General features: G+C 69.9%; 20 protein-coding genes. 11 read left to right on the forward strand and 9 right to left on the reverse strand.

Annotated elements, in window-relative coordinates; translation table 11 throughout:
• Positions 1-32: 32 nt before the first annotated feature.
• The gene (locus tag NO889_RS13245) at positions 33-317 is read right to left on the reverse strand and encodes a DUF357 domain-containing protein (protein ID WP_256412720.1); all 285 of its coding nucleotides are present in this window, start codon (positions 315-317) and stop codon (positions 33-35) included.
• Between the two features lie 268 nt (positions 318-585).
• Between NO889_RS13245 and NO889_RS13250 the strand changes: the two genes are divergently transcribed.
• The 4 genes from NO889_RS13250 to NO889_RS13265 all read left to right on the forward strand — a co-directional run bounded on the left by NO889_RS13250 (position 586) and on the right by NO889_RS13265 (position 3,325).
• Positions 586-1,554 (forward strand): DUF7972 family membrane protein, encoded by a 969-nt coding sequence (locus NO889_RS13250; RefSeq protein WP_256412721.1) that lies wholly within the window; start codon positions 586-588, stop codon positions 1,552-1,554.
• A gap of 76 nt (positions 1,555-1,630) precedes the next feature.
• Complete coding sequence (locus tag NO889_RS13255) at positions 1,631-1,762, forward strand: hypothetical protein (RefSeq protein WP_256412722.1); 132 nt, start codon at positions 1,631-1,633, stop codon at positions 1,760-1,762.
• Between the two features lie 99 nt (positions 1,763-1,861).
• The gene (locus NO889_RS13260; protein WP_256412723.1) at positions 1,862-2,617 is read left to right on the forward strand and encodes a pirin family protein; all 756 of its coding nucleotides are present in this window, start codon (positions 1,862-1,864) and stop codon (positions 2,615-2,617) included.
• A 318-nt stretch (positions 2,618-2,935) separates the two neighbouring features.
• Positions 2,936-3,325, forward strand: coding sequence for a RidA family protein (locus NO889_RS13265; protein WP_256412724.1), 390 nt, complete (start codon positions 2,936-2,938; stop codon positions 3,323-3,325).
• Positions 3,326-3,363: 38 nt separating this feature from the next.
• On the opposite strand, the gene NO889_RS13270 is transcribed toward NO889_RS13265, so the two are convergent.
• Both NO889_RS13270 and NO889_RS13275 read right to left on the reverse strand, forming a co-directional pair.
• Positions 3,364-3,564 (reverse strand): hypothetical protein, encoded by a 201-nt coding sequence (locus NO889_RS13270; RefSeq protein WP_256412725.1) that lies wholly within the window; start codon positions 3,562-3,564, stop codon positions 3,364-3,366.
• Positions 3,561-4,013, reverse strand: coding sequence for a DUF5804 family protein (locus tag NO889_RS13275; protein ID WP_256412786.1), 453 nt, complete (start codon positions 4,011-4,013; stop codon positions 3,561-3,563). Before NO889_RS13275 ends, NO889_RS13270 begins: the two co-directional genes overlap by 4 nt.
• Before the next feature lie 83 nt (positions 4,014-4,096).
• On the opposite strand from NO889_RS13275, the gene NO889_RS13280 reads away from it, so the two are divergent.
• On the forward strand, positions 4,097-5,188 hold the full coding sequence (locus tag NO889_RS13280) for a sensor histidine kinase (protein WP_256412726.1): 1,092 nt from the start codon (positions 4,097-4,099) through the stop codon (positions 5,186-5,188).
• Positions 5,189-5,236: 48 nt separating this feature from the next.
• Here NO889_RS13280 and NO889_RS13285 read toward each other — a convergent pair whose 3' ends face one another.
• Both NO889_RS13285 and NO889_RS13290 read right to left on the reverse strand, forming a co-directional pair.
• Entirely contained in the window at positions 5,237-6,439 is a 1,203-nt protein-coding gene (locus tag NO889_RS13285) for a methionine adenosyltransferase (protein WP_256412727.1), read from the reverse strand.
• A gap of 76 nt (positions 6,440-6,515) precedes the next feature.
• Entirely contained in the window at positions 6,516-7,637 is a 1,122-nt protein-coding gene (locus NO889_RS13290) for a pyridoxal phosphate-dependent aminotransferase (RefSeq protein ID WP_256412728.1), read from the reverse strand.
• Positions 7,638-7,762: 125 nt separating this feature from the next.
• Between NO889_RS13290 and NO889_RS13295 the strand changes: the two genes are divergently transcribed.
• Complete coding sequence (locus tag NO889_RS13295; RefSeq protein WP_256412729.1) at positions 7,763-9,208, forward strand: amidohydrolase family protein; 1,446 nt, start codon at positions 7,763-7,765, stop codon at positions 9,206-9,208.
• A 19-nt stretch (positions 9,209-9,227) separates the two neighbouring features.
• Here NO889_RS13295 and NO889_RS13300 read toward each other — a convergent pair whose 3' ends face one another.
• The 3 genes from NO889_RS13300 to NO889_RS13310 form a co-directional block, all read right to left on the reverse strand.
• Entirely contained in the window at positions 9,228-10,103 is an 876-nt protein-coding gene (locus NO889_RS13300) for a transcriptional regulator TbsP domain-containing protein (protein WP_256412730.1), read from the reverse strand.
• A 113-nt stretch (positions 10,104-10,216) separates the two neighbouring features.
• Positions 10,217-10,966, reverse strand: a complete 750-nt coding sequence (locus tag NO889_RS13305) for a methyltransferase domain-containing protein (RefSeq protein ID WP_256412731.1) — start codon at positions 10,964-10,966, stop codon at positions 10,217-10,219.
• Positions 10,963-11,355 carry a nascent polypeptide-associated complex protein gene (locus NO889_RS13310; RefSeq protein ID WP_256412732.1) on the reverse strand — a complete coding sequence of 131 codons (393 nt, stop codon included), beginning with the start codon at positions 11,353-11,355 and terminating at the stop codon, positions 10,963-10,965. Before NO889_RS13310 ends, NO889_RS13305 begins: the two co-directional genes overlap by 4 nt.
• 128 nt (positions 11,356-11,483) lie before the next feature.
• Between NO889_RS13310 and NO889_RS13315 the strand changes: the two genes are divergently transcribed.
• On the forward strand, positions 11,484-12,257 hold the full coding sequence (locus tag NO889_RS13315) for a creatininase family protein (protein ID WP_256412733.1): 774 nt from the start codon (positions 11,484-11,486) through the stop codon (positions 12,255-12,257).
• 351 nt (positions 12,258-12,608) lie between these two features.
• Complete coding sequence (locus NO889_RS13320) at positions 12,609-13,187, forward strand: hypothetical protein (protein WP_256412734.1); 579 nt, start codon at positions 12,609-12,611, stop codon at positions 13,185-13,187.
• Positions 13,188-13,230: 43 nt separating this feature from the next.
• On the opposite strand, the gene NO889_RS13325 is transcribed toward NO889_RS13320, so the two are convergent.
• A complete protein-coding gene (locus NO889_RS13325) occupies positions 13,231-13,398 on the reverse strand; it encodes a hypothetical protein (RefSeq protein ID WP_256412735.1) in 168 nt (55 codons plus the stop codon).
• Positions 13,399-13,591: 193 nt separating this feature from the next.
• Here NO889_RS13325 and NO889_RS13330 point away from each other — a divergent pair, with 193 nt between their 5' ends.
• The 3 genes from NO889_RS13330 to NO889_RS13340 all read left to right on the forward strand — a co-directional run bounded on the left by NO889_RS13330 (position 13,592) and on the right by NO889_RS13340 (position 16,072).
• Positions 13,592-14,761 (forward strand): glutathione-independent formaldehyde dehydrogenase, encoded by a 1,170-nt coding sequence (locus NO889_RS13330; protein WP_256412736.1) that lies wholly within the window; start codon positions 13,592-13,594, stop codon positions 14,759-14,761.
• Between the two features lie 90 nt (positions 14,762-14,851).
• Positions 14,852-15,004 carry a hypothetical protein gene (locus tag NO889_RS13335; RefSeq protein WP_256412737.1) on the forward strand — a complete coding sequence of 51 codons (153 nt, stop codon included), beginning with the start codon at positions 14,852-14,854 and terminating at the stop codon, positions 15,002-15,004.
• Between the two features lie 105 nt (positions 15,005-15,109).
• Positions 15,110-16,072 carry a glycerophosphodiester phosphodiesterase gene (locus NO889_RS13340; protein WP_256412738.1) on the forward strand — a complete coding sequence of 321 codons (963 nt, stop codon included), beginning with the start codon at positions 15,110-15,112 and terminating at the stop codon, positions 16,070-16,072.
• Positions 16,073-16,078: the final 6 nt, after the last annotated feature.

The following is a 16,078-nucleotide window of genomic DNA, read 5'->3' on the forward strand; positions in this document are numbered from 1 at the left end:
CGGGCGTCACGTCGTGAGTCGGGTGGCGACCGTCACGTCGTGAACAGTTCGGTCCCGTCCGGGACCGCGAACAGCCCCAGCCGGACGCCGGCGTCGAGCCACCCGTAGCCGTACGAGTAGGACGCGAGCGCGTTGACGGGGTCGCCGTTCGCGCGGAAGTGGCGGCCGTCCTCCAGGTACGACTCCGCCATCTCGGCGACGTCGGCGGCGGCGTCGCCGAGCGGGGTGTCCGCCGGAGGCCGCGGCTCCGCGGCATCGAGCGCGTCGGCGAGCATCCGCTCGTACCGGTCCGTCTTCTCCGCGAGGTCGGCGGTCATACCGTCCCCTTCTCGGGGACGGCCAAAAGTCGATCCCACTCGCGTCACCCTTGCGCCGTCCTCGTTTCCGTCCAGACGCCGGTCCTGCCTGTCCGTGATGATCCGAGTGAATGACGGGTCCCTTATGGCTCGGACGGCGAGGGGATCCCGGTCGACGTGCCTCTGACGACACACCGACCGTATCTTTTGAGCGTGCTCGGCTCCGTCCGCTCACCGTCGTACCGGACCGACACGGGACTATAGGACCCTCCGGCGTGTAGTCGGCGACATGACCGACTGGCCGCGCCGCGCGGAGCGCTGGTTCCTGTTGCGCGCGAACCGACTCCTCGTCGCCGGCACGTTGACCGCCGCGGTGTTCGTCGCGTTCGTGGTCGCCGTCTCCGTGCTCCCGCCGCCGTTCGTCGAGCGAATGAGCGCGAGCGACCCGGTCGAGACGCTGTTCGGGACGATGATCGCGGCGGTCGTGACCGGAACGACGCTCGTCGTCACGATCGGCCAGCTCGTGCTCACCCAGGAGAACGGCCCGCTCGGCGACCAGCGGGACCGACTACGCGACTCGATGGACGTACGAGAGTTCACGGCCGAACTGATCGGATCCCCCGTCTCGACGGACCCGGCCGTCTTTCTCGGCGACATCGTCGAGACCATCGCCGATCGGACCGGGGACCTACGGCGGTCCGCCGGCGACTCGGAGAACGGCGACCTCGGGAACGAGGTCGAGGCGTTCACCGAGGAGGTGGCTCGGGACGCGGCCGTGGTGACGGAACGGCTCGACGGCGCTCGGTTCGGGTCCTTCGACGTGATCTCGGCCGCGCTCCGCTTCGGTTACAGCCGGAAGATCGCGCGTATCGAGCGTCTCTCCGCCGAGTACGGGGGGTCGATCTCGAAGACCGAGCACGCGCTGCTCGACGATCTGAAGACGCTGTTGTCGCTGTACGGTTCGGCACGAGAACACGTCAAAACGCTGTATTTCCAGTGGGCGCTCATCGATCTGTCACGGCTGATCCTCTACGCGGCGATCCCCGCGGTGACCGTCGCGGGGATCGCCCTCGCCGTCGTCGACCCGACGACGTTTCCGGGGGCCACGCTCGGGATCGACCACGTCGTCCTCGCGGTCGGGGCCGCGTTCGCGGTGACGCTTTCCCCGTTCATGCTGTTCGTCTCGTACGTCCTCCGGATCCTGACGGTCGCGAAGCGGACGCTCGCCATCGAACCGCTGGTGTTGCGGGAGGAGTGACGAACGGTCGGCGTCCGCTCCGCCCACACGACCCGAGCGCCGACGTTTTATATCCTGGCTGATCGATCCCTCTCGCATGAGCATCGGCAAGATCCTCAGTGGGGAGGAACTCACCACGCGACGCGTGGGGATCATCATCGTCGGCTGGATCGTCTTCGTCTGTGTCGTTTCGGTTCTGCTCCTCCTCTTTACGGCCTTCCAGATCTGACACGTCGGGGCGTCTCCAGTTGGGACGGTGTCGACCGGCGAGAGGCGGTCGACGGATCGGAGACGTCGTCTATTTGTTTCTCGCGCCCGTCTCGGTCCTATGAGCACCGGATCGACGGCGACGCTTCACACGGCCCCGCGGTCGACGGTCGAACGGGATCAGGGGTCGTTCCGAACTCGGTTCAATTTCCCCGGCCGACTCAGCCCCGACCACGACGACCACGGGTACGGCCCCCTCTCGACCGTGGTCGAGTCGTTCATGGACCCCGGCACGCTGATCCCGATGCACCAGCACCGAAACGAGGAGATCGTCTCGTGGGTGCCCGCGGGCTCGATGCGTCACGACGACCGCGAGGGCAACGACCTCGTCACGGACGCCGACCACCTCATGGTCATGAACGCCGGCGAGGGGTTCTGGCACGCGGAGCGAACCCTCGCCGACGACCCGCCCCTGCGCATGCTCCAGATCTTCGTCCGCCCGCGCGAGCTCGATCTCCCCTCGGGGATCCAACACGAACTGCTCCCCGAGCCGGTCGCGGGCGAGTGGCGACACCTGTTCGGTCCCGAGGGCACCGACGCGCCCCTCTCGGTCCGAAACCGGGTCCACCTCCACGACGTCCGCCTCGAGGCGGGCCAGCGCGTCGACCTCCCCGTCGAGGACGGCTGGGACACGTACTTCTACGTGTTCGACGGGACCGTCTCCGGCGGCGGCGAGACGCTCGAGTCGACCGAGAGCGGCCTGCTCGTCGGCGACGGTGCCGATCTGGCGCTGGCCGCCGACACCGACGCGACCCTGGTCGCGTTCCGCATCGATCCCGACGCGCCGGTCACCCGCCAGGGGACGATCGGGCGGTAGGTCCGTCGGTCGGCGGGGGCGGCCGGCGTGAGGGCGACCGGAGGCGACCGCCGATGGATCGGAGAGCGGTGCGGGTTTATGCACTCTCACCGACGAGGAGACGATCGAGACCGACGTCTTCGGCGAGGGCGAGGACGTCGGCGACGACAGCGAGACGGACGACGGCAGCACCGACGATGACGGCGCACTCCCGTTGTGACGACCGAAAGGAGTGAACCGCACCGGACCGAGGCCGTGAACCTCTCGGAGTCACTCCGGAGGGCCGCCGTCGAACCGCGCTACGAAATCCCTTTGTTGGACCGTGGTGACCTCGACTCCATGGAACGGAAACGGGTATCCTCGGGCACCGAGTGGGAGTCGACGGTCGGGTACTCTCGGGCGATTCGGGTCGGCTCGCACGTACACGTTTCGGGGACGACGGCGACCGACGACGACGGAGACGTCGTCGGCGAGGGCGATCCGTACGAGCAGACGAGGAGGGCGATTCGGAACGTCGAGGACGCTCTCCGGGAGGCCGGCGCGTCGCTCGAGGACGTGGTCAGAACCCGGATGTTCGTCACGGACGTCGACGAGTGGGAGGCGGTCGGCGAGGCCCACGGCGAGGCGTTCGGCAACGTTCGGCCGACCACGAGCATGGTCGAAGTGAGCCGCCTCATCGATCCGGAGATGCTCGTGGAGATCGAGGCCGTCGCGATCGTCCCGGAGTGAACCCCGCTGCCGCACCGGCCGGGGTCGGGTCGACGCGCTCAGTTCCCGCCGCTCCGTTCTAACGGAAGCGTCGCGACGCCGACCGCGAGGCCGCCGAACGTCCCCGTGACGACCGCGTCGACCGCTCGGTCGTCGGCGAACGCGAACTCGACGACGCCCGCGACGGCGATCCGGACGACGACGGTCGCGAGGAGGTACCTCGGCGGGTCCGAGCGATCGAGAGCGAGCGACGGGGTCACCCCGAGAACTCCGCCTCGCTCACCCGGACCACGAGCGTCTCCTCGACATCGCGAAGGTCGTACTCGGGGACCTCGCCCTGCGTCCGCCGGACGAAGAGCGGCTCGACGGGCTCGCCGTCGACGAGCCCGAACACCTTCAGCCGCTGGTCGGTCTCCTCGGGAGGAACCTCGCCGTCCCGGACCTCGCGTGCGAGGTCGCGCGAGAGCCACTCGGAGCGGGAGACGGACGGCTCCAGGACGATCGCCTCGGCGACAAACCGGACGAGGTACCAGTCGAGGTCGTTCAAAAGCGACACCGCCGTCCCGAGGCTCACGGTGTCGACGGCGACGCTGTTGGCGAACGGCTCGGCGATCTCGTAGGTCGCGAGCGCCTTCCGCGCGGTCTCGCGGGACAACAGCTCGTAACTCAGGTTCGCGTCGGACTCGCCGAGGAGACACACCCGCGTCACGTCCGTGAACTCGGATGGCACCGGGAAATCGATTGCGGTCGACCGGAGTAAACGATTTACGTCTCTCCTCGGACTCTCGATCCGTGTCCTCCACGTTCGATCGGATCCGTCCGGAACACGGCGTCCACGCGCTTGGAACGTTTTGTTTCGGGCTCGGGACAGTTCACCTCCTCACCGAGGGGACGGGGTTCGGGACGGGACTCGAGGCGTTCGTGGTCGGGAGCATCTCCGCGTTCGTCGTGTTCACCGGACGCGAACTCCGGGATCGATCGATCTCCGCGTCCGGCCGGTGGCGAGTGGTGCGGTTGGGAGTCGGCGTGGCGGGGTCGTTCGCGCTGTTGGCGGTCGCGATCTGGAGCATCTGGCTGCTGGAGGGCGACCCTACCGAGTTCTCGTTTCTGCTCTCCTTCATTACCGCCCTCGGGGCGATGGTCGGCGTCCGAGGCGGTCTATACGCCGTCGAGTCGGACGAGCGGCTCGAGGAGGCCGAGGACCTGAGCAAACTCCTGACGATCAACCATCGCGTCCTGCGGCACGACCTCCGGAACGAGCTCTCCGTCGCGCTCGGGTACCTGGATAACATCGAAACGTCCGATACACCGACAGAAACGGCCGAAGAGGCCCGGATGATCCGGAAACACCTCGAGCGGATCCTCGAGACGACGGATCGAACACGCCGGGTCGTATCGATCTGGAACGCGGACCGGCGAACGGCGTTCGATCTCACGTCGTTGATCGAAGAGCGGGTCGACCGGCTTCGAGGCGTCCACCCGGACGTCGACATCTCGACGCGTTTCACGGCCGACTGCCGCGTCGAGGCCCACCCCGCCCTTCCGACGGCAGTCGAGGAGGCGCTGCGGAACGCGGTCGAGCACACGCCAGACGACGCGTCGATCACCGTCACCGTCCGAGCGGATCGAGCGGGCTCGGCGGTCGTCGAGGTGGCCGACACGGGATCGGGGATCTCGAAGTTCGACGTCGATGCGATCGAGAGCGAAGGTGAGACGCCCCTCGTCCACACCCAGGGACTCGGCCTCTGGATGATCTACTGGACGCTCGAAACGTCGGACGGCGACCTCGAGTTGGCCGAGAACCGACCCACGGGAACGGTCGTCCGGATGACGCTCCCGGCGACGTGTCGGTTGGGATGCGAGGAGTCGGGAACGCCTCGGTAGCGCGGTCGCGACGGCGTCGGCCCTCGCGCCCCCGGCGGACGCTCGAACTCAGAACGTGGAGACGTCGCCGACGATGACCCGGCGGGTGACGCCGGTCACGTCCGCCAGTTCGTCGTCGACGATCCCGACGATCTCGTCTTCGATCGCCGACAGCTCGACGCCCTCCTCGGTGACGATCTGTGCGTCGGCGACGTGGGGCTCGTCGATCGGGCGGCCGATCTGCGAGAGCAGCCGGACCTGGAGGTCGCGGATCCCGTCGACCTCGTCGGTGACCGTCTCCGCGACGTGCGTCGACAGCAGGTTGTAGATCTTCCCGATGTGGTTGACCGGGTTCTTCCCGGAGGTGGCCTCCATCGACATCGGGCGGTTCGGCGTGATGAGCCCGTTCGCGCGGTTGCCTCGCCCGACGGAGCCGTCGTCGCCCTGTTCGGCCGAGGTTCCGGTGACGGTGAGGTAGATCGAGCCCTCCTCGTAGTCGTCGGCCGTGTTGACGTCGACGTGTACCTCGCGGTCCGTGTGGCTCTCCGCGAGGTCGGTCACGAACTCGCGGACGCCGCTCACGGCGTCGTCGTACTCGTCGAGGTCGGCGACGTGCGCGTCGACCATCGCGGCCGCGACCGTGATGTCGATGCGGTCGCCCTCGCGTTTGCCCATCACCTTCACGTCGGGGCCGAGCTCGGGGTGGTCGGCGTAGTAGGTCGTGTTGAGCTCGCGTTCGGTCTCGTGGACGATCGTCTCCGTCTCGGTCAACGGGGCGTGGCCGACGCCGAAGGAGGTGTCGTTGGCCATCGGGACCTCCTGGGTCTCCTCGCCGAAGACGTCCTGGAGGTCGCCGGAGCCCTCGCCGAGCCTGACGTCGACGATCACGTCCGTCCCGTACTCGAGCTCCGGGAGCGCCTCACCGAGGTACTCGCGGGCGGCCGCGAGCGCGGTGGAATCCACCGGGAGCTGTCGGCCCTCGTACTCCTTCGTGGCACGGCCGACGATCAGCACGTAGATCGGCTCGATCACCTCGCCGCCGCCGAACGCCGGGGCGGCGCGACCCGCGACGAGCTGGGTCTCGTCGGTGTTGTAGTGGAGGACCTTGCCGACGCGGTCGAGGTAGAGCTGCGAGAGCGCGCGCGAGACCGACTCCGCGAGGCCGTCACAGATCGAGTCGGGGTGTCCGATGCCCTTCCGCTCGACGATCTCGACCTCCTGGTCCTCGACCGCCCGTCGGTCGAGGCGGCTGACTTGGATGTTCCGGGTCATGCGGATAGCGTCGTTTCCCGGCGGCAGTATAACTTGCGGAAACCACTCCAGACAGAATAATGCCCTTCGGTAATCGCTATCGGACCGCCTCGTACGCCTCCGCCATCACCGAGACCGCCTCCCGGAGGTCGTCCTCGTCGGTCGCGTAGGAGATACGCGCGTGCCCCCGTCCGCCCTCGCCGAACGCCTCGCCGGGGACGACGATCACGTCGCGTTCGAGACACGCCTCGACGAACCCCTCGGGCACCTTCGGCATCGCGTAGAACGCGCCCTGCGGGACCGGACACTCGATGCCGGCGTCGGCGAACCCCTCGAGGAGGACATCGCGGCGGCGTTCGAAGGAGTCCGTCATCTCCTCGACGACGTCGCGGTCGCCTCGCAGCGCCGCCTCCGCGGCGTACTGGGCGGGGGCCGAGGCGCACGCCTGCGCGTACTGGTGGACGCGGAGCATGCGGTCGATCCGCGCCTCGGAGCCGTACACCCACCCCAGCCGCCAGCCGGTCATCGAGAACAGCTTCGAGGCGGAGTTCACGACGACGACGCTGTCTGTCTCGGCGAACTCCATCGGCGAGTAGTGCTCGCCCTCGAAAACGGTGTACTCGTACACCTCGTCGGAGAGGCAGAGCACGTCGTGCTCGTCGGCGATCCGCGCGAACTCCCGGACGTCCGCCTCGGAGGAGACGGCCCCGGTCGGGTTGCCGGGCGAGTTCACGACGAACGCGGCGGTGTCGTCGGTGATCGCGGCCTCGATCGCGGCGGGATCGATGGTGAGGTCCTCCCGGAGCGGAACCGGGACCGGGTCGCCGCCCGCCAGCTTCGTCAGGGCGTCGTAGGAGACGAAGCCGGGATCGGGGACGATCACCTCGTCGCCGGCGCTCACGTGCGCCTCGAGGGCGACGTGAAGCGCCTCGCTGCCGCCCGCGGTGGCGATCACGTTCGCCGGGTCGAGGTCGACGCCCTGGTCCGCGCGGTGCTTCTCGGCTATCGCCTCCCGGAGCGGGGCGATTCCCTTGTTCCCGGTGTAGGCGTCCGCCTTCCCCGCCTCGATGGCGTCGACGGCCGCCCGGCGGGCGTGCTCCGGCGTCGGGAAGTCCGGCTGGCCGATCCCGAGGTTGATCGCGTCGTCGCCGGCCGCCTCGAACACCTCGCGGATCCCGCTCACCGCGATCCGCTCGACCCTGTCGGAGAATGTCGGCATGGCGTACCGAGGGATCCGCCCGGAGTTAGTTCTTGTCACGTCGCCCGCGACCGCCGGCGGGGCATCCCCTCCGGAGTCACCCGAGCCACCGACAGTTCCTTGCCGGCCGGTCGTGATCGACCCCCATGGACACGCTCGTCACCGACACGCTGCTCGTCACCATGGATCCGGACGTCCAGGGCGCGACGGGCGACCTCGGGATCGTCGACGACGGCGCGGTCGGCTGGACCGACGGGGAACTGACCTACGTCGGCCCCGCCGACGGCGTCGAGACCGGGGACGCGGAACGGACCGTCGACGGGGGCGGCTGTCTCACGCTTCCGGGGCTCGTCAACGCCCACGTTCACGGCCACCACACCGTGCTCCGGGGGGCCGCTCAGGACGTCCCGGAGATCGAGTGGATGACCCGCTCGCTGGGGCCGATCTCCGCACACGCGACGCCCGAGGACGGGATCGTCGGGGCGGAGCTCACCGCGATCGAGGCGCTCGCGTCCGGCACGACGACGGTCGGCGAGTACGCCAGCGGCGTCGGCGACCTCGTGCGGGAGGTGTACCGACCGCTGGGGCTCCGGGTCGTCGCCACCGAAATGATAAACGAGGTCCCCGAGGACCGGTCGGACATCGGACCCGACGAGCCCTACCCGTTCGACCGCGACGGCGGCGACGCCGGCCTCGAGCGCGCGGAGGACCTCGTCGCCGAGTTCGACGACGACCCGCTCGTCGAGCCGGCGTACGGCCCGCAGGCGCTGGACATGGTCTCGCTCGACCTCCTCGAGACGATCACCGAGCGGGCCCGCACGGAGGGCCACACCGTCCACATGCACGTCGCGCAGGGCGACCGGGAGCGCAGACAGATCGCCGCCCGGTACGGGGAGGACGAGACGACCGTCGGCGTCCTCGACCGCGAGGGGTTGCTCGGCGATCACCTGCTCGCGGCCCACCTCCACGGGGCGACCCCGGCGGAACGCGGCCTGCTCGCCGACGCCGGCGTCCGGATGGTCGGCTGTCCCTCCTCCATCACCGCGATCGACGGGATCGTCCCGCCGGTCGTCGAATATCTCGAACACGGCGGAACCGTTGGGATCGGCACCGACCAGGCTCCCGGCCCCGGCGGACACGACGCGCTCCGCGAGGCGCGCACGGCGGCGATGCTCGCGAAGGCCGACCGCACCGACCCCACCGCGCTCGACGCGAGCGGCGTCCTCGAGCTGCTGACCGTCGGCGGTGCCCGAGCGCTCGGGATCGCCGACCGCGTCGGGTCGCTCTCGCCCGGCAAGCGCGCGGACGTGGTCGTCTGCGACCTGGAACGTCCCGAGATCGCGCCGACCGTCACGCGGCCGTTCCACACCGCGATCCCCAACCTCGTGTACGGCGGCGGCAGCGACGTCGTGCGGGACGTGTTCGTCGACGGCGTCCAGCTCGTCTCCGCGGGCGGGATCGTCGGCGTCGACGTCGACGCGGTCGTCGCGGAGGCGGCCGAGCGCGCCGAGCGGGTCTTCGCCGACGCCGAGGCCGACTGGCGCGCCGCGGGGTCCACGCTCGTCGACGCCGTCGACGAGGGGCGGCTCTAGGACTCCGGGGGATCGCCGCCTACCGCCGCCTGTCCCACACCGGCCGGTCGTCGATCCGCGCCCCGCCGATACCGGAGCCGCTCCGGGCGTCCGCCGCCTCGAACAGCTCGCGGAGCGCCGACGGGAACCGCACGGCGTCGACGCGGTTGAGCGTCTCGTCGACGGCGCGGAGCCGGTAGTTCGGGCGACCGATCCCCATCGGAACCTTGATCGACTCGACGAGCCCCCGCTCCTCGAGCGCGCGTCGCGCGGCCGAGAAGGTCTGTTTCGGCGCGATACCGACGTCGTCGGCCCACTCGCGCACGTCGGCGAAGAGGTGGTCGTGACGGGCCGCCAACGCGACGAGCAGCGTTCGGTCGTCGAGCGCTTCGGACCGATCGAGGGCCGTCGGGTCCGTTCCGAGCGTCGAGAGGACGGTTTCCAGGTCGGCGGCGAACCGATCGTCGAGCGCCTCTCGGGCCGCGGACAGCAGGCGGCTCCGCGAGGGCATCCCGATCGACGCGGGGGCGGCCGCCTCGAAGCGCGCCTCGACTGCCTCCGCGGCGGCGGTCGTTCGGTCCGACTCGGCGTCGGTCAGGAGCGTTCGGTCGTCCGCCGGTCCCACGACGGCGTCGACGCGACCGGCGCTCGCGAACAGCGTCCGGTCCGGTCGCGGACCGGTCCCGGTGCGCAGCGCGATCGTTCCGCGGGCGCAAGCCTCGGCCGCGGCGCTCCCGAGCGCGAGCGCGCGACCGAGGTCGTCGACGACCCCCGGCGGACACGCCACCCGCCAGCGGCCACTCCCGTCGGCGCGACGCGCCGAGAGCGTCGCGGCGAGGAGTTCGATGCCGACGCCGACGGCGACCACGCCGTCTCGCCCGGCGAGCGCGGCCTCGACGTCGTCGGCGACGGACATACCCGTTCTGGCGGTCGCGGTGGAATGAAGCTTCCCCCGATCTCGGGGGTGACGCGGTCGGATCGCGATCGCCGGGTGCCCGTTCGGGTGCCCGATCGGTGTGCCCGTTCGATTCAGGGCGCTCTGGCGATCACGAGATAGCCGGTGTGGCCGACGCCACGGGTGGAGGGTCTGGAGCCGCGGTCGGAGAAGTCCATCTCGCGCTGGATCGTCTCCAGCGTCTCGACCGCCGCGAGTCCGGCCTCCCGCGCGGCCGTCACCGCCTCGCGGGTCCCCTCGACGAACGGCGAGTAGACGGCGAGAAAGCCGCCGGGGACGAGCAGGTCCGGCGCGCGGGAGACGATCGCCGGCGCGTCACCCGTGTCGAGCGTGAGCACGTCGAAGGGGTCGGTATCTTCGGAGCCGTCGAGGAGGTCCATCTCCTCGGCGAGGTCGCCGGTCCGGACCTCGACGCGCTCCTCGACGCCCGCGACGCGCATGTTCTCGCGCGCCACGTCGGCGAACTCCGGATCGACCTCGTAGGTGGTCACGTCCGCGCCGACCCGGCCGAGGTGCGCCGCGAGGATGCCGGTCCCCGTGCCGGCGTCGAGGACGCGGTCGCCGGCGGCGACGCCGGTCAGTCCCATCACCAGCCCGACGTCGCGCGGCATCATCGGCGCGCCGGTGCGCTCGAGGTGGTCGAACAGGTCGGGGCCGCGAAGCTCGCGGACCTCGAAGGCGGTTCCGAGGTGGCTCTCGACGGTGTCGCCGGCGGCGACGTCCTCGGGGACCTCGAGCACGCCGAGGTCGGTGCCGAACTCCTCGCCGGGCTCTAAGAGGTACTCGCGGTCCTCGTGGACCAGGAGGTACGCGGCGTCGGTCACTCGAGCTCGGCGATCGCGGCCGCGAGGTCGCCGTCGTGCGCCTCGAGCGTCTCGCGGGCGAGCGACTCGGGGACGCCCGCGCGCTCCGCGACGAGCGCCACGTCGTCGTCGGGGATGCCGCCGCTGTCGGCCGTCTCGTCGGGATCGGCGGCCTCGACGGCGCTCGCGCCGCCCGCGCCCGCGTCGGCGACCTCGTCCGGGTCGCCCACGATCTGGTAGGTCTGCTGGCCCTGCGCGTCCATGCGCGTGACCTGGGGGCTCTCGAAGACGAGGTCGCCGTCGGCGGTCTCGACGACGACCCGCTCGGCGTCGAGCTCCTCAACGTCGATCCCCATCTGTTTCATCATCTGTTTCATCTTTCGCGGATTCATGCCGCCTCCTCCGAACATGTCGCGGAGTTCGGCCGGGCGGCACAAAAAGGGTGACGAAGGGTCCCGGCGTCGGTCGGGGCGGTCCGCTTCCCCCGTTCGCCTGCCTCCTCACGGAGTTTGATACGCCTCCGGGTCCAGGGAGTCGTATGTACCTCGCGGACCACACCTGGCCGGAAGTCGGCGACCGCCTGGAGGGCCAATCGACGGCGATCGTGCCGCTCGGCTCGACCGAACAGCACGGACCGCACCTGCCCCTGGCGACCGACCACCTCATCGCGGAGGGACTCGCGACCGCGGCCGCCGAGGAGACCGGCCTCCCTCGAACGCCGACCGTCGATATCGGGGTCAGCCCGCACCACCGCCAGTTCCCCGGCACGCTCTGGGTCGACCCGCCGGAGTTCCGCGACTACGTCGAGAGTTTCACCCGCAACCTCGCGTACCACGGGATCGACCGCGTCGTCTACGTCAACGCCCACGGCGGCAACGTCGACCACCTCCGGGAGGTCGGCCGCCGGCTCCACCAGGACGGGACGGCGTACGCGATAGAGTGGATGTGGGACGAGTCGATCCCGGAGCTCGTCGACGACCTGTTCGCGCAGAACGGCCCGCACGCCGGGCCCAAGGAGACCGCCATGATCACCCATCTCGCGCCCGACCTCGTCCGGCCCGAGGAGTTCGAGGCCGCCCGCGACGGCGGACTCACGGACATCGAGGACTCCGAGACGATGGTCCACGGCGCGCGCACCTTCTACGACGCGATCGACAACTCCGCGAACGGCGCGTTCGGCGACCCGACCGACGTCACGCCCGAGAAGGCCGAGCGGCTGTTCGAGGCCGCGGCCGACCAACTCGTTCAACTCTTGGAGTGGCTCGACGCCCGCGAGTTCGAGGCGTTGATGCCGGAGCCGCGGGTGGAGTGAGACGTTCGAGGACGGGCCCGGTCGAAAGGGGCGGAGGAGTGACCCATTGCGGCGACGAAGCTGTGAGCCGGGCGACCGAGGCGTTGACCGCGTTCACCGCGCCAGCGGCGACCACCCCTCGACCGTCCCGACGTCTCACGGGACACCCTCGTTCTACACGCACTCGGCGGATGACCGCCGGTTCGTGCCGTGTGTCGGCCGAACGGCGGTGTCTCGACGGGTCCATTTTCACGTCTCGTCGGTCCGCCTCGCGAATCCTCGCGCGCCTCGCGGGATCGTTGGGGGTGCGCTCCGGCTTCCGACGATCCGTCGCGCGGAAGCGTTAGGTGTGCGGCGACCGACCGCGGCGACATGGACCTCTCGCGAGCCGACGTGGAGGCGGCACTGGAGGCGTACCGGTCGACGGAGCCGCTGTACACCGTCGAATCGGAGGCCGTCGAGACCATGCCCGACGCGTTCCGACGCGGCGAGTACGGTCGCCGGGACGCCCAGTGGGTGGTGCGGTGGTACGGCCGCCGGCACCTCGGCGACGAGCCGGCGGGGGAGGACCGGAGCCGTCGAGAGGAGGCCTTCGAGGGGGCCGACTTCGAGAGGGTTCGCGACGCGATCGCGGCCGCGGTCGAGGCGGACCGGGAAGCGTACGGGGACGCGGTCGACGCGCTGACCGCGCTGCCGGGCGTCGACCTGCCGGTCGCCTCGGCGTTCCTCGCGTTCGTCCACCCGGACCGGTTCGTCGTCGTCGGCCCGTACACGTGGGAGACCGTGCGCGACCTGACGGACCTCGAGGGGCCGTATCCGGACCCGCCGTCGACCGGCGAGTACGACGACTACCTCTCGGCGTGCGACGGGCTCGCGGATCGGTACGAACTCGACCCGTGGGAGGTGTACATGCTGGTCTGGCGGTGTCGAAGGGAACGCGCCGAGCCGTGACGCGGCTCCGTCGAGCGACGCGGCCGCACAGAACGACCCGGATTCAGACCCTGAGCCACGCCTTCGGGTGGTCCTCCCGGAGGTGGCGCTGGTAGGCGACGATCAGCTCCGGATAGGAGTCGGCGACGGCGTGCCATCCGCAGTGGTCACATCCCCGTTCCACGGCGTCGTCGCCGCCTTGGACGTAACCGCCGCGCCGATAGGTCACCATGTGACTCCCCGCATATGCGACATACGTTCACACGGACGTGCTCGACGGGCTTGAACCCCTCGCCGAGCGCGTTCTCGCCGACGCCGATCTATCCCGTGTGACAATTACTATCGATCGTTATAGACTTATTAAAGGTAATTGACTTGTAAATAGACTTACGTCATATGCTGTCCACTGTTCTCACGGATCACTCATGAAAGCAGTAGTGTATCAGGGACCGTACGAGGTCGCCGTCGAGGACGTGGAGGAACCGGAGATCGAGCACCCGAACGACGTGGTCGTGGACATCACGACGTCGTGTATCTGTGGGTCGGACCTCCACATGTACGAGGGTCGAACCGCAGCCGAGGAGGGGATCGTCTTCGGCCACGAGAACATGGGAATCGTAAGCGAGGTCGGCGAGGCCGTCTCGACCCTGGAGGAGGGCGACCGCGTGGTGATGCCCTTCAACGTTTCCTGCGGTTTCTGTCAGAACTGCGAGGAGGGGTTCACCGGGTTCTGTACCAACGTCAACCCCGGCTTCGCGGGCGGTGCGTACGGCTACGTCGCCATGGGGCCGTATCCGGGCGGACAGGCCGAGAAGCTTCGCGTCCCGTACGCGGACCACAACGCGCTGAAGCTGCCCGAGGGACGCGAGCACGAGGACGCGTTCTCGCTTCTCGCGGACATCTTCCCGACGGGATGGCACGGCACGGAGCTGGCGGACCTCCAGCCCGGCGAGTCGGTCGCGATCTTCGGGGCCGGTCCGGTCGGACTGATGGCCGCCTACAGCGCCAAGATCAAGGGCGCGGCGGAGATCTACGTGGTCGACCAGGTGCCGAGTCGGCTCGCGCTGGCCGAGGAGCACTGCGACGCCAACGCGATCGACTTCTCCGAGGGCGACCCGGTCGACCAGATCATCGAGGAGCACGGCGGGATGGTCGACAAGGGCGTCGACGCGGTCGGGTACCAGGCGACCGACCCCGAGGACGTCGACACCGAGACGGAGGACTACTCCTACCAGCCGGCCAAGGAGAACCCGGCGGTCGTGATCAACAACCTGATCCGGGTCGTCCGGCCGACGGGCCAGCTCGGGATCCCCGGGCTGTACGTACCCGAGGATCCCGGCGCCCCGGACGACATGGCCGCCCAGGGGCGGCTCGGAATCGACTTCGGGAAGTTCTTCGAGAAGGGCCTCAAGTGCGGCACGGGTCAGTGTAACGTGAAGTCGTACAACCGGTACCTGCGCGACATGATCATCGAAGGGCGCGCCGATCCGTCCTGGGTCGTCTCCCACCGCGTCGACCTCGAGGAGGCCCCGGAGATGTACGAGGCGTTCGACGCCCGCGAGGAGGGCGTCACGAAGGTCCTGCTCGAGCCCTGAGCCGGCCGCCACGCCGACGCGACGACGCACCGTTCTCCCGTTTTTTCGATCCCGCCAACGCTTATCACTCACCGACGCGTTCGGCGAGACATGTGCCAATACTGTAACTGGGCGTTCCACGACGGGTGGGGCGAACTGCTCCAGTACGACGAGGTGTACCAGTCCGCCGTCGGTGCCGAGACGGAGTCCACCCACGGCTTCCACGAGGACTGGGACGACCTCCGGGCGGAACTCGAGATCTGAAAGCGGGGACGCTCGTAGCCGCGACCGACCACCGGGCGGACGGCGCGGCAGCCACGACTCATGACTCGATCCGACGACGCCCGCTCGCCGGCCGACGCTTCGTCCGTGACCCCGAGGGAGCCCCGCGCGCGGCGACGAACCCTCCTATCGGGGACGGCCCGGCTCGCCGCCGCGGGCGCGTACGGACTCGCGTACGCCGACGGGGGGATCCCCACGGACGCCTTCGAGCCGCCCCAGCCGGGGCCCGACGCCGATCTCACGCTCATCGCCCACCGCGGCTTCGCCGGCGAGAACCCCGAGAACACGGTCGCGGCGGTGGAGGCCGCCGCCGGCCGCGACGTCCCCGAGGACCGGCGGGCCGATCTCGTCGAGGTCGACGTCGTCCCGACCGCCGACGGCGACGTGGTGGTCTTTCACGACGACCGGCTGGCCGGCCGTGCGGGGGGCGCGCTCGGGCTCACCGACGCCGAGGGGGTCGTCTGGGAGACGGGGACGCCGACCGTCACGGACGCCGAGGTGCTCGGAAGCGGGGAAACGGTCCCGCTCCTACAGGAGGTGCTCGAGGCGTTGCCCGTCGAGGTGGGCGTGAACGTCGAGTTGAAGAACCCCGGACGCGCCGACCTGCGGCCCGGAGAGAAACTCTCGGCGGAGGAGCTCGCAGAGCGGACCGCGGTCTGGCGGCCGTTCGTCGATCGCGTCGTGGAGGTTCTCGACGGGCACGACAACGCGGTCCTCCTCTCGTCGTTCTGTGAGGCCGCGCTGGCGGCGAGCCGCGAGACGTCGTCGTACCCGGTCGCGCCGATCCTGTCCGAGTCGATCGCCGACGGCCTGGCGATCGCCCGCGAGCACGACGCCGAGGCGATCCACCCGGCGATCGACCTGGTCCGGGGGACGCCCTTCGCCGGCGCGGGATCCGCGGGCGTCGACCTCGTGGAGACCGCTCGGGCGGAGGGTCGAGACGTGAACGTCTGGACGGTCGAGACGTGGTACGAGGCGCGGTGGCTCGCGGCGGTCGGCGTCGACGGGATCATCGCCGACTACGCGGGACTGCTCGAGCGGTGGCCGTGATCGGGG

This window comes from Halorubrum rubrum, from assembly GCF_024494685.1.
Lineage (GTDB): Archaea > Halobacteriota > Halobacteria > Halobacteriales > Haloferacaceae > Halorubrum > Halorubrum rubrum.

Excerpts from the sequence above, each read along its gene's own strand:
- NO889_RS13245 (WP_256412720.1), bottom strand. The coding sequence starts at position 317 with ATGACCGCCGACCTCGCGGAGAAGACGGACCGGTACGAGCGGATGCTC.
- NO889_RS13250 (WP_256412721.1), top strand. The coding sequence starts at position 586 with ATGACCGACTGGCCGCGCCGCGCGGAGCGCTGGTTCCTGTTGCGCGCG.
- NO889_RS13255 (WP_256412722.1), top strand. The coding sequence starts at position 1,631 with ATGAGCATCGGCAAGATCCTCAGTGGGGAGGAACTCACCACGCGACGC.
- NO889_RS13260 (WP_256412723.1), top strand. The coding sequence starts at position 1,862 with ATGAGCACCGGATCGACGGCGACGCTTCACACGGCCCCGCGGTCGACG.
- NO889_RS13265 (WP_256412724.1), top strand. The coding sequence starts at position 2,936 with ATGGAACGGAAACGGGTATCCTCGGGCACCGAGTGGGAGTCGACGGTC.
- NO889_RS13285 (WP_256412727.1), bottom strand. The coding sequence starts at position 6,439 with ATGACCCGGAACATCCAAGTCAGCCGCCTCGACCGACGGGCGGTCGAG.
- NO889_RS13290 (WP_256412728.1), bottom strand. The coding sequence starts at position 7,637 with ATGCCGACATTCTCCGACAGGGTCGAGCGGATCGCGGTGAGCGGGATC.
- NO889_RS13295 (WP_256412729.1), top strand. The coding sequence starts at position 7,763 with ATGGACACGCTCGTCACCGACACGCTGCTCGTCACCATGGATCCGGAC.
- NO889_RS13300 (WP_256412730.1), bottom strand. The coding sequence starts at position 10,103 with ATGTCCGTCGCCGACGACGTCGAGGCCGCGCTCGCCGGGCGAGACGGC.
- NO889_RS13310 (WP_256412732.1), bottom strand. The coding sequence starts at position 11,355 with ATGTTCGGAGGAGGCGGCATGAATCCGCGAAAGATGAAACAGATGATG.
- NO889_RS13315 (WP_256412733.1), top strand. The coding sequence starts at position 11,484 with ATGTACCTCGCGGACCACACCTGGCCGGAAGTCGGCGACCGCCTGGAG.
- NO889_RS13320 (WP_256412734.1), top strand. The coding sequence starts at position 12,609 with ATGGACCTCTCGCGAGCCGACGTGGAGGCGGCACTGGAGGCGTACCGG.
- NO889_RS13325 (WP_256412735.1), bottom strand. The coding sequence starts at position 13,398 with ATGGTGACCTATCGGCGCGGCGGTTACGTCCAAGGCGGCGACGACGCC.
- NO889_RS13330 (WP_256412736.1), top strand. The coding sequence starts at position 13,592 with ATGAAAGCAGTAGTGTATCAGGGACCGTACGAGGTCGCCGTCGAGGAC.
- NO889_RS13335 (WP_256412737.1), top strand. The coding sequence starts at position 14,852 with ATGTGCCAATACTGTAACTGGGCGTTCCACGACGGGTGGGGCGAACTG.